Origin of the sequence: Citrobacter sp. Cpo015 (genome assembly GCF_030333035.1) — a bacterium.
Lineage (GTDB): Bacteria > Pseudomonadota > Gammaproteobacteria > Enterobacterales > Enterobacteriaceae > Citrobacter > Citrobacter portucalensis.
In genome coordinates, this window is the sequence record NZ_JAOWGS010000025.1 from 1 (window position 1) to 13,233 (window position 13,233).

Below are 13,233 nucleotides of genomic sequence, written 5' to 3' on the forward strand. Positions count from 1 at the left end.
GGTAATGACTCCAACTTATTGATAGTGTTTTATGTTCAGATAATGCCCGATGACTTTGTCATGCAGCTCCACCGATTTTGAGAACGACAGCGACTTCCGTCCCAGCCGTGCCAGGTGCTGCCTCAGATTCAGGTTATGCCGCTCAATTCGCTGCGTATATCGCTTGCTGATTACGTGCAGCTTTCCCTTCAGGCGGGATTCATACAGCGGCCAGCCATCCGTCATCCATATCACCACGTCAAAGGGTGACAGCAGGCTCATAAGACGCCCCAGCGTCGCCATAGTGCGTTCACCGAATACGTGCGCAACAACCGTCTTCCGGAGCCTGTCATACGCGTAAAACAGCCAGCGCTGGCGCGATTTAGCCCCGACGTATCCCCACTGTTCGTCCATTTCCGCGCAGACGATGACGTCACTGCCCGGCTGTATGCGCGAGGTTACCGACTGCGGCCTGAGTTTTTTAAATGGCGGAAAATCGTGTTGAGGCCAACGCCCATAATGCGGGCGGTTGCCCGGCATCCAACGCCATTCATGGCCATATCAATGATTTTCTGGTGCGTACCGGGTTGAGAAGCGGTGTAAGTGAACTGCAGTTGCCATGTTTTACGGCAGTGAGAGCAGAGATAGCGCTGATGTCCGGCGGTGCTTTTGCCGTTACGCACCACCCCGTCAGTAGCTGAACAGGAGGGACAGCTGATAGAAACAGAAGCCACTGGAGCACCTCAAAAACACCATCATACACTAAATCAGTAAGTTGGCAGCATCACCTAGGATTACAGGGGCATTCAGTTGAAAGGCGGCCCAGCCACTGGCATCACATACAGCGGATGTCACATTTGAACCGTCAATACAAGCAATCACATTTGTCATCGTTTTATTCCTTTGTTGTTGTGTTGCTAATGGCTTAGTGACCAGACATCATTTTTTCAACTTCTTCTGGCTTATCGTGTACCCCAAATTTATCGACTATGGTGGCACTGGCTTCGTTAAGGCCAATCAACTCAACCTCAGTCCCCTCGCGGCGGAATTTAATCACTACCTTGTCGAGGGCCGATACCGCGGTAATATCCCAAAAATGTGCTTGAGATAAGTCGATAGTCACTTTATCAACCACTTCCCTAAAATCGAATGAATTACTGAACTTATCTGATGAAGCAAAAAAGACTTGTCCAATAACCTGATAATGGCGACCAGTGTCAGCAGCAGTCGTTGTACTCTTAACCACCATAAAACGTCCCACTTTATTAGCAAAAAATAGGGACGCGAGTAATACACCTACAAATACCCCAATTGCTAAGTTATGGGTAGCGACCACGACCACAACCGTCGCCACCATCACAAGGTTGGTTGACATAGGATGATGCTTAAGATTACGGATTGAATCCCAAGAGAATGTACCGATAGCCACCATGATCATCACGGCAACCAGTGCCGCCATAGGAATAAGCTTTAACCACTCTCCTAAAAACACCACCATCACAAGTAAAAAAACGCCTGCAGCGAAGGATGATAAACGTCCGCGACCACCCGATTTAACGTTGATGATCGAATGTCAATAAATTCAAAATTCAATCCTATCCTGACGCAATTTACACATGGCATCTGACATCAGGTTAGGGTATGCCTCAACCTGACGGCGGCGAATCACAAGCGTCCGGTTTGACGCTGGTTTCGGTCGCAGTGCTGGCCCGCGCCTGGAAGCGCTGATAGCACTCCAGCCCGCAGAAATGCTCCACGTACTCGGCCCCTTCCGGCGTGAAGGCGGCATCGAGCGGGATTTCCTTGCAGCACACGCAGCAACTGGTGCTCGGTTCATTGGCGTTCATGGTGGTGTTCCTCCATTGGTTGACGAAGCCGACGAAGGCCGCCGCCGGCATCGGCCTGGCGAACAGGAAACCCTGCACCGTGTCGCAACCCGCCTGCCGCAACCACGCAAGGCAGTCGGGTGTTTCCACACCCTCGGCTACCACCTCCATTGTCGTTTTCAGAAGACGGCTGCACTGAACGTCAGAAGCCGACTGCACTATAGCAGCGGAGGGGTTGGATCCATCAGGCAACGACGGGCTGCTGCCGGCCATCAGCGGACGCAGGGAGGACTTTCCGCAACCGGCCGTTCGATGCGGCACCGATGGCCTTCGCGCAGGGGTAGTGAATCCGCCAGGATTGACTTGCGCTGCCCTACCTCTCACTAGTGAGGGGCGGCAGCGCATCAAGCGGTGAGCGCACTCCGGCACCGCCAACTTTCAGCACATGCGTGTAAATCATCGTCGTAGAGACGTCGGAATGGCCGAGCAGATCCTGCACGGTTCGAATGTCGTAACCGCTGCGGAGCAAGGCCGTCGCGAACGAGTGGCGGAGGGTGTGCGGTGTGGCGGGCTTCGTGATGCCTGCTTGTTCTACGGCACGTTTGAAGGCGCGCTGAAAGGTCTGGTCATACATGTGATGGCGACGCACGACACCGCTCCGTGGATCGGTCGAATGCGTGTGCTGCGCAAAAACCCAGAACCACGGCCAGGAATGCCCGGCGCGCGGATACTTCCGCTCAAGGGCGTCGGGAAGCGCAACGCCGCTGCGGCCCTCGGCCTGGTCCTTCAGCCACCATGCCCGTGCACGCGACAGCTGCTCGCGCAGGCTGGGTGCCAAGCTCTCGGGTAACATCAAGGCCCGATCCTTGGAGCCCTTGCCCTCCCGCACGATGATCGTGCCGTGATCGAAATCCAGATCCTTGACCCGCAGTTGCAAACCCTCACTGATCCGCATGCCCGTTCCATACAGAAGCTGGGCGAACAAACGATGCTCGCCTTCCAGAAAACCGAGGATGCGAACCACTTCATCCGGGGTCAGCACCACCGGCAAGCGCCGCGACGGCCGAGGTCTTCCGATCTCCTGAAGCCAGGGCAGATCCGTGCACAGCACCTTGCCGTAGAAGAACAGCAAGGCCGCCAATGCCTGACGATGCGTGGAGACCGAAACCTTGCGCTCGTTCGCCAGCCAGGACAGAAATGCCTCGACTTCGCTGCTGCCCAAGGTTGCCGGGTGACGCACACCGTGGAAACGGATGAAGGCACGAACCCAGTGGACATAAGCCTGTTCGGTTCGTAAACTGTAATGCAAGTAGCGTATGCGCTCACGCAACTGGTCCAGAACCTTGACCGAACGCAGCGGTGGTAACGGCGCAGTGGCGGTTTTCATGGCTTGTTATGACTGTTTTTTTGTACAGTCTATGCCTCGGGCATCCAAGCAGCAAGCGCGTTACGCCGTGGGTCGATGTTTGATGTTATGGAGCAGCAACGATGTTACGCAGCAGGGCAGTCGCCCTAAAACAAAGTTAGCCATTAAGGGAGTTAAATTGAAAATATCATTGATTTCTGCAGTGTCAGAAAATGGCGTAATCGGTAGTGGTCCTGATATCCCGTGGTCAGTAAAAGGTGAGCAACTACTCTTTAAAGCGCTCACATATAATCAATGGCTCCTTGTCGGAAGAAAAACATTTGACTCTATGGGTGTTCTTCCAAATCGCAAATATGCAGTAGTGTCAAAGAACGGAATTTCAAGCTCAAATGAAAACGTCCTAGTTTTTCCTTCAATAGAAAATGCTTTGAAAGAGCTATCAAAAGTTACAGATCATGTATATGTCTCTGGCGGGGGTCAAATCTATAATAGCCTTATTGAAAAAGCAGATATAATTCATTTGTCTACTGTTCACGTTGAAGTCGAAGGTGATATCAAATTCCCTATAATGCCTGAGAATTTCAATTTGGTTTTTGAACAGTTTTTTATGTCTAATATAAATTATACATACCAGATTTGGAAAAAAGGCTAACAATGCGTTGCAGCACCAGTCGCTTCGCTCCTTGGACAGCTTTTAAGTCGCGTCTTTGTGGTTTTGCTGCGCAAAAGTATTCCACAAAGCCGCAACTTAAAAGCTGCCGCTGAACTTAACGTTAGGCATCATGGGTGAATTTTTCCCTGCACAAGTTTTCAAGCAGCTGTCCCACGCTCGCGCGGTGATCGAGCGCCATCTGGCTGCGACACTGGACACAATCCACCTGTTCGGATCTGCGATCGATGGAGGGCTGAAGCCGGACAGCGACATAGACTTGCTCGTGACCGTCAGCGCCGCACCTAACGATTCGCTCCGGCAGGCGCTAATGCTCGATTTGCTGAAAGTCTCATCACCGCCAGGCGATGGCGGAACATGGCGACCGCTGGAGCTAACTGTTGTCGCTCGAAGCGAAGTAGTGCCTTGGCGCTATCCGGCGCGGCGTGAGCTTCAGTTCGGTGAGTGGCTCCGCCACGACATCCTTTCCGGAACGTTCGAGCCTGCCGTTCTGGATCACGATCTTGCGATTTTGCTGACCAAGGCGAGGCAACACAGCCTTGCGCTTCTAGGCCCATCCGCAGCCACGTTTTTCGAGCCGGTGCCGAAGGAGCATTTCTCCAAGGCGCTTTTCGACACTATTGCCCAGTGGAATGCAGAGTCGGATTGGAAGGGTGACGAGCGGAACGTCGTTCTTGCTCTTGCTCGCATTTGGTACAGCGCTTCAACTGGTCTCATTGCTCCTAAGGACGTTGCTGCCGCATGGGTATCGGAGCGTTTGCCTGCCGAGCATCGGCCCCTCATCTGCAAGGCACGCGCGGCGTACCTGGGTAGCGAGGACGACGACCTAGCAATGCGCGTCGAAGAGACGGCCGCGTTCGTTCGATATGCCAAAGCAACGATTGAGAGAATCTTGCGTTGAGCGGCATGTGCGAAAAGTGCATCGACCCGCGCCGAGGGCATCTGATGCCTAACTCGGCGTTCAAGCGGACGGGCTGCGCCCGCCGCTCAACTATGCGTTAGATGCACTAAGCACATAATTGCTCACAGCCAAACTATCAGGTCAAGTCTGCTTTTATTATTTTTAAGCGTGCATAATAAGCCCTACACAAATTGGGAGATATATCATGAAAGGCTGGCTTTTTCTTGTTATCGCAATAGTTGGCGAAGTAATCGCAACATCCGCATTAAAATCTAGCGAGGGCTTTACTAAGCTTGCCCCTTCCGCCGTTGTCATAATCGGTTATGGCATCGCATTTTATTTTCTTTCTCTGGTTCTGAAATCCATCCCTGTCGGTGTTGCTTATGCAGTCTGGTCGGGACTCGGCGTCGTCATAATTACAGCCATTGCCTGGTTGCTTCATGGGCAAAAGCTTGATGCGTGGGGCTTTGTAGGTATGGGGCTCATAATTGCTGCCTTTTTGCTCGCCCGATCCCCATCGTGGAAGTCGCTGCGGAGGCCGACGCCATGGTGACGGTGTTCGGCATTCTGAATCTCACCGAGGACTCCTTCTTCGATGAGAGCCGGCGGCTAGACCCCGCCGGCGCTGTCACCGCGGCGATCGAAATGCTGCGAGTCGGATCAGACGTCGTGGATGTCGGACCGGCCGCCAGCCATCCGGACGCGAGGCCTGTATCGCCGGCCGATGAGATCAGACGTATTGCGCCGCTCTTAGACGCCCTGTCCGATCAGATGCACCGTGTTTCAATCGACAGCTTCCAACCGGAAACCCAGCGCTATGCGCTCAAGCGCGGCGTGGGCTACCTGAACGATATCCAAGGATTTCCTGACCCTGCGCTCTATCCCGATATTGCTGAGGCGGACTGCAGGCTGGTGGTTATGCACTCAGCGCAGCGGGATGGCATCGCCACCCGCACCGGTCACCTTCGACCCGAAGACGCGCTCGACGAGATTGTGCGGTTCTTCGAGGCGCGGGTTTCCGCCTTGCGACGGAGCGGGGTCGCTGCCGACCGGCTCATCCTCGATCCGGGGATGGGATTTTTCTTGAGCCCCGCACCGGAAACATCGCTGCACGTGCTGTCGAACCTTCAAAAGCTGAAGTCGGCGTTGGGGCTTCCGCTATTGGTCTCGGTGTCGCGGAAATCCTTCTTGGGCGCCACCGTTGGCCTTCCTGTAAAGGATCTGGGTCCAGCGAGCCTTGCGGCGGAACTTCACGCGATCGGCAATGGCGCTGACTACGTCCGCACCCACGCGCCTGGAGATCTGCGAAGCGCAATCACCTTCTCGGAAACCCTCGCGAAATTTCGCAGTCGCGACGCCAGAGACCGAGGGTTAGATCATGCCTAGCATTCACCTTCCGGCCGCCCGCTAGCGGACCCTGGTCAGGTTCCGCGAAGGTGGGCGCAGACATGCTGGGCTCGTCAGGATCAAACTGCACTATGAGGCGGCGGTTCATACCGCGCCAGGGGAGCGAATGGACAGCGAGGAGCCTCCGAACGTTCGGGTCGCCTGCTCGGGTGATATCGACGAGGTTGTGCGGCTGATGCACGACGCTGCGGCGTGGATGTCCGCCAAGGGAACGCCCGCCTGGGACGTCGCGCGGATCGACCGGACATTCGCGGAGACCTTCGTCCTGAGATCCGAGCTCCTAGGGATCGCCTCAGAAAACGGAAAATAAAGCACGCTAAGCCGTAAGTAAGCGTGCTCCTGTGAAAGCCACAGCTAAAACTGCGTAGTACACATAGAGGTATTTTTTTCTAGATTTATATCGAATTTCGTTATCGAATTTCGCTTATTATTGATCAACTCGTTGCAGATCATGAAGGCGAAAGTATGACGAATAACCCTACCGATGACAGCAGACCATGGTCGGTCTTTCTTATTTTTCTGCGGCTTGGATTGACATCTTTTGGCGGCCCCATTGCGCACTTGGGCTACTTCCGCGCCGAATTTGTCACACGGCGGCGCTGGCTCTCCGAACGGAGCTATGCTGACTTGGTCGCGCTTTGTCAGTTCTTGCCAGGGCCTGCAAGCAGCCAGATCGGCATAGCGGTAGGACTGTCTCGGGCTGGATACAGCGGGGCGCTGGCTGCTTGGGCTGGCTTCACGCTGCCGTCTGCCATAGCCTTGATCCTTTTTGCGCTCGGCATCTCCAGCTATGGCGATTACGTCTCGCAGGGCGCGTTGCATGGCTTAAAAGTGGTGGCTGTGGCCGTGGTCGCTCAAGCAGTATGGGGCATGGCGCGTAACCTATGCACGGATGGGCTGCGAGTCACCATCATGGCAATTGCTACCTGCGTCGTTTTACTTGTGCCGTCCGCGTGGGGACAGGTTGGCGTGATTGCTATCGCAGGCATCGCAGGCCGGTTATTGTTCAAGCCAGCGAAAGTTGTTGAGCATGACCCCCTACCTATCACGGTCAGTCACCGGGCCGGCGTGCTTTGGCTCTCGCTGTTCTTTGTCTTGCTGATTGGCCTGCCGGTGTTGGCCGAACTGATGCCAAGTCAAACCATGGCAATGGTGGATTCCTTCTATCGTGTCGGATCACTGGTGTTCGGCGGTGGTCACGTTGTGCTGCCATTACTGCAAGCCGAAGTGGTGCCCTCCGGCTGGGTCAACAATGAATCCTTTCTCGCGGGGTACGGGGCAGCTCAAGCGGTGCCCGGCCCTTTGTTCACGTTCGCCGCGTTTCTTGGTGCCTCGATGAACACCGCCCCGTCGGGCTGGATCGGCGGCATTGTGTGTCTGCTGGCTATCTTCGCGCCCTCGTTCTTGCTGGTCGTCGGATCAATGCCATTTTGGGAGCGTTTGCGCCGCAATACAGGCATCCAAGCTGCGCTGGCCGGGATCAATGCCGCTGTAGTCGGCTTGCTGCTGGCCGCGCTGTATCAGCCTGTATGGACTAGCGCCATCTTTCAGCCGCAAGACTTCGGCTTGGCATTAGTTGCCCTTGTCGCACTTATGTTCTGGAAGCTCCCGCCGTGGCTGGTTGTCCTCGGTAGCGGTGCAGCTGGGTGGCTGTTGAGCGTCGCTCTGTGAGGCACAAAAAATGACTGACAAAGACCTCTACGGCGGTTTGATCCGCCTGCACATCCTTCACCATGCAGCCGAGGAACCTGTCTTTGGGCTGGGGATCATCGAAGAGCTACGCCGACACGGCTACGAGATGAGCGCTGGCACCGTGTACCCGATGCTGCACGGCCTGGAAAAAAAAGGCTATCTGACCTCACGCCACGAACGCACCGGGCGACGTGAACGGCGTGTTTATGACATCACTGAACAAGGCAGAACTGCACTTGCTGATGCGAAAACAAAGGTCAAGGAGCTGTTCGGAGAGTTGGTAGAAGGTGGTTGAGTTTTTGCTTCTATGTCAGGTTGAGCTATACCCTAACTGGATTGTCATTTTCAGAAGACGACTGCACCAGTTGATTGGGCGTAATGGCTGTTGTGCAGCCAGCTCCTGACAGTTCAATATCAGAAGTGATCTGCACCAATCTCGACTATGCTCAATACTCGTGTGGGCTCTGTTGCAAAAATCGTGAAGCTTGAGCATGCTTGGCGGAGATTGGACGGACGGAACGATGACGGATTTCAAGTGGCGCCATTTCCAGGGTGATGTGATCCTGTGGGCGGTGCGCTGGTATTGTCGCTATCCGATCAGCTATCGCGACCTTGAGGAAATGCTGGCGGAACGCGGCATTTCGGTCGACCATACGACGATCTATCGCTGGGTCCAGTGCTACGCCCCGGAGATGGAGAAGCGGCTGCGCTGGTTCTGGCGGCGTGGCTTTGATCCGAGCTGGCGCCTGGATGAAACCTACGTCAAGGTGCGGGGCAAGTGGACCTACCTGTACCGGGCAGTCGACAAGCGGGGCGACACGATCGATTTCTACCTGTCGCCGACCCGCAGCGCCAAGGCAGCGAAGCGGTTCCTGGGCAAGGCCCTGCGAGGCCTGAAGCACTGGGAAAAGCCTGCCACGCTCAATACCGACAAAGCGCCGAGCTATGGTGCAGCGATCACCGAATTGAAGCGCGAAGGAAAGCTGGACCGGGAGACGGCCCACCGGCAGGTGAAGTATCTCAATAACGTGATCGAGGCCGATCACGGAAAGCTCAAGATACTGATCAAGCCGGTGCGCGGTTTCAAATCGATCCCCACGGCCTATGCCACGATCAAGGGATTCGAAGTCATGCGAGCCCTGCGCAAAGGACAGGCTCGCCCCTGGTGCCTGCAGCCCGGCATCAGGGGCGAGGTGCGCCTTGTGGAGAGAGCTTTTGGCATTGGGCCCTCGGCGCTGACGGAGGCCATGGGCATGCTCAACCACCATTTCGCAGCAGCCGCCTGATCGGCGCAGAGCGACAGCCTACCTCTGACTGCCGCCAATCTTTGCAACAGAGCCCGCCGTGCTAGTCTGCTCGGTGATGGTGGAGTGAAGCCAACCCGCAATCGGGTTATGAATCTGCATCGCGATTCGCAATCAGCTGTCTCTTGAGCATGTCGAACTCCTGCGATGTTATCTCGCCGTGCTCGTGCTGCTACACCAACTTGTCCAACTCATCCGCCACACCGCTCCCCACCACCTGCGATGGCCAGGTTGTTTGCTGGGCGCATTGGCGGAGTATCGTCTCGACCCGGGACACCCACACCGGCACAACCTTACGGGAGTGATTCACTGTCAAAGAATCGGCCCGGTGCTCTGACGCAAGTATCGGGATGGTCACCATTTGTAAGCCGTAGACCTGAGTGGTGATCAAGACTTCGATACCACCGACCGTACCGGTACTAATCGACGACGGTCGTGTTCGTCGCCTGCCGCAGGGACTCTGCACACCTCCGTTTACGCATGTGCCTGGAGGAGTTGGAAATCGTCGTGTTCGGGAAACATTAAACACAGGATGGCAGCGATCTGAGCCAGCACATGATCAGCTAGCTCACCATCCGGATCGACGGCCCACTGCATCGTCGCGCCAGCGATGACCGAGTGCAGGAGCAACTCAGCTGCCGCAGGAGCACCTGGGGGCAGTCGCTTGCGGATCCCCTCCACCACCGCGCGGTTCCGCTGGATCGCAAGCGTGCGTAGCTCCGGCACCTGGAGCTCGTACCAGGAGATGAGATAGTTCACCGAGAAGTCGTTGCGAGTGTTCATGCTCCGAACGAGCACCTGCAAAAATTCCCAGAGCCCTTGCGGCCCTGCGCCTATCGGTATCGCATTCAGGTAATGCCGCACCTGCTCGACGCCGCGCTCCATCATCCTCACCAGCAGCGTATCGCGGTTGGTGAAGCGCTGGATTAACGCTGCGCGGGAGAGCCCCACCTCCTTTGCTACTCCGCTGAGCGTGAACTCTATGGGACCGCAACGCTTCAGCACTACGGTGGCGGCCTCGAGTACCTCGTCATCGGACTTGAGCTTGGGGCGGGGCATCAGTGTTCACCTTCTGTATGGGTTGGGGCGGAGGCTGTGGCTGCCGCCGCCATTGTAGCAAATTGAAGACGGAGCGAGAGTAGAGCCACGAGCCCCGCAAACACGGCCGATACAACGAGGCCAGGGAGCGGACCAGCAAGGTCGACAAACGCGCCGGCCGCAAGCATAACCATGGGCGAGGCTGACAGCATCACCGCCGAGACCGTGCCGAGTACCCGGCCGAGAAGTTCTGGCGGCGTGCGGTTGTAGATGGCAGCGTTGAGAATGGGAGAGACTGAGCCGGTCAGCAGTCCCACGAGCGCGCCCAACAACATCAGCACCGGCACGCCTGGCAACTGTGAAAGCAGAAGCGAGCCCACCGCAGAGCCACAAAATGCCACCGCCAGCCAGTTCTGCGCTGATATCCGGGCGCCGACCGACGCATGAATGGCAATGCCAAGGAGACCACCAGCCCCCATCATTGAGGAGAACAGCCCGAGCTCTGCTACTTGGCGTCCTGCATCTACAAACAGCGCAGGCATGATGACGCTGCCGTTGGCGCCAACGATGCCCACGAAGATCATCACTATACCAAAGAGAGGGCGCAGCAGGGGTTCGCTCCAGAGAAAAGCGACGCCGGCGCGCATGGAGAGAGTCGCCGTCGTGGTCATCGTCCGAGCGGCACGCGCGGGAAGCACCCACGCGCCGAGCAGACCTGCAAGGACGGAGCAGAACGCCGTCAGCCCGAGCGTTGGCGCAGCGCCAAGCAGGCCGATTGCGGCCCCCCCAAGGGCCGGGCCACCTAGAATCGCGACGTTCCCGATCACCGCTTTCAGTGACGAGACGCGCTCAACGGAGAGCCCGGCGACGTGGCCGAGTTTGGGCAGCTCACTGTCCTGCGCGGCCATACCGGGTGCGTCGAACGCGGCACCGAGCACCACGCAAGCGATCAGCCCAGTGTTCGAGAGGGCGCCAACGGCATCGAGCAGTGGGATGCTCGCCATGGCCACGCCGCCCACCACACCCGAGATCAATGCGACGGGCGCGCGCCCGAACCGATCGACGAGGCCACCACCAACCCACGCGCCGATGATGGTCGCGATGACGCTGCTAGCGGCCGTGGCGCCCGCCCAGGCCGCGCTCTTTGTATGAGACAGGACGAACCATGGAAGCGCGAGGGCCGCCACCGCGTTGCCGATCCGGAAGAGAAAGGTCGCCGCGAACAGCGTCGCGAGCGGGCTATATCGACGTTCGCTCATTCCGCTGCGGCGAGCTGCGCCTTCGCCGCAGCGAGGTACTCTTCGTTACCCGAGTCGAGGGCGAAGAGTGCGTAGGTGACCGCCCCGAACGCAAGGCGCTCCGCGATGTGGTGGGCGAGCCGCGGCCACACCCGGCCACCGGCCGCTTCATACGTGAGGAGGAGCTTCGCGAGCCCCTCTTCACCAAAGACCATAAGGTGCGCGGCCATGTCGATGGCAGGGTCATCAACGCGGGCCTCGCTCCAGTCGATCATCCCGCTGACGCGCTCCGTGTTGTCGATGAGCACATGGCCCACGTAGAGATCGCCATGCACCACCACGGAGAAATCTGGCCACGACGAATCGTCGTCGAGCCAGCGCTGCCACCGGTGGAGGCGCTTGTCGTTCACCACGAACTCGCGTCGGACGCGGTCAACGTCGTCGGCCACCTTCTGACGGGCCTGCGTCGGTGTACGGATGAGCATCCCCGCATCCACGGCGGCGGAAATGGGGACGGCATGCAGGGCGGCGAGCGCGGTCGCGAAGCTCTCCGCGAAGACCTCCGAGTCCTGCGGCACGACCCAGTCGGGCGTGGACGAACCAGGCTGGATGACCATCGCAGTCGAGTCTTCGAGCATGGGATAGGCAACGAGCTCGGCGTTGGCCACGCGCCAGTCCGGCACCGCGAACGGCAGGCGATTCTTGAGCATTGCCAGCACCCGCGCCTCTGGTTCGACCTTCGCGCTTACCTCGGCTCGGCGCGGGATGCGCAGCACCCACCGACGTCCATCGTCGACGGTGGCGATCACGATCCTATAGTCGAGCCCAAGCTCATTGACAGTCAGCGGGCCATGGAGCTTGAGCCCATGTCGGGCTGCAAGTGCGTACAGTTGGGAGGTATCGGCGGTCGTGACTACGGTCATGATTCACTCCTGAGGGCTTGACGGGTTTAGCCACCTAAATGTAACAGTCACGTCGGTTATATTCAATCCGGCACTGTTGCAAAGTTAGCGATGAGGCAGCCTTTTGTCTTATTCAAAGGCCTTACATTTCAAAAACTCTGCTTACCAGGCGCATTTCGCCCAGGGGATCACCATAATAAAATGCTGAGGCCTGGCCTTTGCGTAGTGCACGCATCACCTCAATACCTTTGATGGTGGCGTAAGCCGTCTTCATGGATTTAAATCCCAGCGTGGCGCCGATTATCCGTTTCAGTTTGCCATGATCGCATTCAATCACGTTGTTCCGGTACTTAATCTGTCGGTGTTCAACGTCAGACGGGCACCGGCCTTCGCGTTTGAGCAGAGCAAGCGCGCGACCATAGGCGGGCGCTTTATCCGTGTTGATGAATCGCGGGATCTGCCACTTCTTCACGTTGTTGAGGATTTTACCCAGAAACCGGTATGCAGCTTTGCTGTTACGACGGGAGGAGAGATAAAAATCGACAGTGCGGCCCCGGCTGTCGACGGCCCGGTACAGATACGCCCAGCGGCCATTGACCTTCACGTAGGTTTCATCCATGTGCCACGGGCAAAGATCGGAAGGGTTACGCCAGTACCAGCGCAGCCGTTTTTCCATTTCAGGCGCATAACGCTGAACCCAGCGGTAAATCGTGGAGTGATCGACATTCACTCCGCGTTCAGCCAGCATCTCCTGCAGCTCACGGTAACTGATGCCGTATTTGCAGTACCAGCGTACGGCCCACAGAATGATGTCACGCTGAAAATGCCGGCCTTTGAATGGGTTCATGTGCAGCTCCATCAGCAAAAGGGGATGATAAGTTTATCACCACCGACTATTTGCAACAGTGCC

The 13,233-nt window shown here is 57.0% G+C and carries 14 protein-coding genes and 2 pseudogenes; 8 read left to right on the forward strand and 8 right to left on the reverse strand.

Going from position 1 to position 13,233, the window contains the following annotated elements; all coding sequences use genetic code 11:
• Positions 1-15: 15 nt before the first annotated feature.
• From OGY67_RS08925 to intI1, 4 genes and pseudogenes are all read right to left on the reverse strand, one after another.
• Positions 16-713, reverse strand: a protein-coding gene (locus OGY67_RS08925; protein ID WP_095033700.1) for an IS1-like element IS1B family transposase whose coding sequence is annotated in 2 segments (ribosomal slippage) — positions 16-464 and positions 464-713 — 699 coding nt in all. Because the reading frame shifts where the segments join, the coding sequence is not laid out codon by codon here.
• A gap of 191 nt (positions 714-904) precedes the next feature.
• Positions 905-1,549 (reverse strand): annotated as a pseudogene (locus OGY67_RS08930) (SulP family inorganic anion transporter); the annotation flags it as partial.
• Positions 1,550-1,625: 76 nt separating this feature from the next.
• Complete coding sequence (locus tag OGY67_RS23700) at positions 1,626-1,976, reverse strand: DUF3330 domain-containing protein (protein WP_000454193.1); 351 nt, start codon at positions 1,974-1,976, stop codon at positions 1,626-1,628.
• A 202-nt stretch (positions 1,977-2,178) separates the two neighbouring features.
• Positions 2,179-3,192: a class 1 integron integrase IntI1 gene (intI1, locus tag OGY67_RS08945; RefSeq protein WP_000845048.1), complete on the reverse strand. Its 1,014-nt coding sequence runs from the start codon at positions 3,190-3,192 to the stop codon at positions 2,179-2,181.
• Positions 3,193-3,349: 157 nt separating this feature from the next.
• Here intI1 and dfrA17 point away from each other — a divergent pair, with 157 nt between their 5' ends.
• The 8 genes and pseudogenes from dfrA17 (at position 3,350) to OGY67_RS08990 (ending at position 9,127) form a co-directional block, all read left to right on the forward strand.
• Positions 3,350-3,823 carry a trimethoprim-resistant dihydrofolate reductase DfrA17 gene (gene dfrA17 / locus OGY67_RS08950; RefSeq protein WP_001389366.1) on the forward strand — a complete coding sequence of 158 codons (474 nt, stop codon included), beginning with the start codon at positions 3,350-3,352 and terminating at the stop codon, positions 3,821-3,823.
• Positions 3,824-3,953: 130 nt separating this feature from the next.
• Entirely contained in the window at positions 3,954-4,742 is a 789-nt protein-coding gene (locus OGY67_RS08955; protein WP_000503573.1) for an ANT(3'')-Ia family aminoglycoside nucleotidyltransferase AadA5, read from the forward strand.
• Between the two features lie 205 nt (positions 4,743-4,947).
• Entirely contained in the window at positions 4,948-5,295 is a 348-nt protein-coding gene (locus OGY67_RS08960) for a quaternary ammonium compound efflux SMR transporter QacE delta 1 (RefSeq protein ID WP_000679427.1), read from the forward strand.
• Positions 5,289-6,128, forward strand: coding sequence for a sulfonamide-resistant dihydropteroate synthase Sul1 (gene sul1, locus OGY67_RS08965; protein WP_000259031.1), 840 nt, complete (start codon positions 5,289-5,291; stop codon positions 6,126-6,128). The genes OGY67_RS08960 and sul1 overlap by 7 nt, the downstream gene beginning before the upstream one ends.
• 127 nt (positions 6,129-6,255) lie before the next feature.
• Positions 6,256-6,453, forward strand: a pseudogene (locus OGY67_RS08970) (hypothetical protein); the annotation flags it as partial.
• A 161-nt stretch (positions 6,454-6,614) separates the two neighbouring features.
• Positions 6,615-7,820, forward strand: a complete 1,206-nt coding sequence (gene chrA / locus OGY67_RS08975; RefSeq protein WP_205898538.1) for a chromate efflux transporter — start codon at positions 6,615-6,617, stop codon at positions 7,818-7,820.
• 10 nt (positions 7,821-7,830) lie between these two features.
• Positions 7,831-8,136 (forward strand): PadR family transcriptional regulator, encoded by a 306-nt coding sequence (locus tag OGY67_RS08980; protein WP_000130000.1) that lies wholly within the window; start codon positions 7,831-7,833, stop codon positions 8,134-8,136.
• Between the two features lie 226 nt (positions 8,137-8,362).
• Positions 8,363-9,127: an IS6-like element IS6100 family transposase gene (locus tag OGY67_RS08990; RefSeq protein WP_001389365.1), complete on the forward strand. Its 765-nt coding sequence runs from the start codon at positions 8,363-8,365 to the stop codon at positions 9,125-9,127.
• 492 nt (positions 9,128-9,619) lie between these two features.
• On the opposite strand, the gene mphR(A) is transcribed toward OGY67_RS08990, so the two are convergent.
• The 4 genes from mphR(A) to OGY67_RS09010 all read right to left on the reverse strand — a co-directional run bounded on the left by mphR(A) (position 9,620) and on the right by OGY67_RS09010 (position 13,170).
• A complete protein-coding gene (gene mphR(A), locus OGY67_RS08995; RefSeq protein ID WP_001137892.1) occupies positions 9,620-10,204 on the reverse strand; it encodes a macrolide-binding transcriptional repressor MphR(A) in 585 nt (194 codons plus the stop codon).
• The gene (gene mrx(A) / locus OGY67_RS09000; RefSeq protein ID WP_000004159.1) at positions 10,204-11,442 is read right to left on the reverse strand and encodes a phosphorylated macrolide efflux MFS transporter Mrx(A); all 1,239 of its coding nucleotides are present in this window, start codon (positions 11,440-11,442) and stop codon (positions 10,204-10,206) included. The genes mphR(A) and mrx(A) overlap by 1 nt, the downstream gene beginning before the upstream one ends.
• A complete protein-coding gene (locus OGY67_RS09005) occupies positions 11,439-12,344 on the reverse strand; it encodes an Mph(A) family macrolide 2'-phosphotransferase (protein ID WP_000219391.1) in 906 nt (301 codons plus the stop codon). The genes mrx(A) and OGY67_RS09005 overlap by 4 nt, the downstream gene beginning before the upstream one ends.
• A 121-nt stretch (positions 12,345-12,465) precedes the next feature.
• The gene (locus tag OGY67_RS09010) at positions 12,466-13,170 is read right to left on the reverse strand and encodes an IS6-like element IS26 family transposase (protein ID WP_001067855.1); all 705 of its coding nucleotides are present in this window, start codon (positions 13,168-13,170) and stop codon (positions 12,466-12,468) included.
• Positions 13,171-13,233 lie beyond the last annotated feature (63 nt).

Bases quoted from the DNA above. Each gene is read 5' to 3' on its own strand.
- OGY67_RS23700 (WP_000454193.1), bottom strand. From the start codon at position 1,976: ATGGAGGTGGTAGCCGAGGGTGTGGAAACACCCGACTGCCTTGCGTGG.
- intI1 (WP_000845048.1), bottom strand. From the start codon at position 3,192: ATGAAAACCGCCACTGCGCCGTTACCACCGCTGCGTTCGGTCAAGGTT.
- OGY67_RS08955 (WP_000503573.1), top strand. From the start codon at position 3,954: ATGGGTGAATTTTTCCCTGCACAAGTTTTCAAGCAGCTGTCCCACGCT.
- OGY67_RS08960 (WP_000679427.1), top strand. From the start codon at position 4,948: ATGAAAGGCTGGCTTTTTCTTGTTATCGCAATAGTTGGCGAAGTAATC.
- sul1 (WP_000259031.1), top strand. From the start codon at position 5,289: ATGGTGACGGTGTTCGGCATTCTGAATCTCACCGAGGACTCCTTCTTC.
- chrA (WP_205898538.1), top strand. From the start codon at position 6,615: ATGACGAATAACCCTACCGATGACAGCAGACCATGGTCGGTCTTTCTT.
- OGY67_RS08980 (WP_000130000.1), top strand. From the start codon at position 7,831: ATGACTGACAAAGACCTCTACGGCGGTTTGATCCGCCTGCACATCCTT.
- OGY67_RS08990 (WP_001389365.1), top strand. From the start codon at position 8,363: ATGACGGATTTCAAGTGGCGCCATTTCCAGGGTGATGTGATCCTGTGG.
- OGY67_RS09005 (WP_000219391.1), bottom strand. From the start codon at position 12,344: ATGACCGTAGTCACGACCGCCGATACCTCCCAACTGTACGCACTTGCA.
- OGY67_RS09010 (WP_001067855.1), bottom strand. From the start codon at position 13,170: ATGAACCCATTCAAAGGCCGGCATTTTCAGCGTGACATCATTCTGTGG.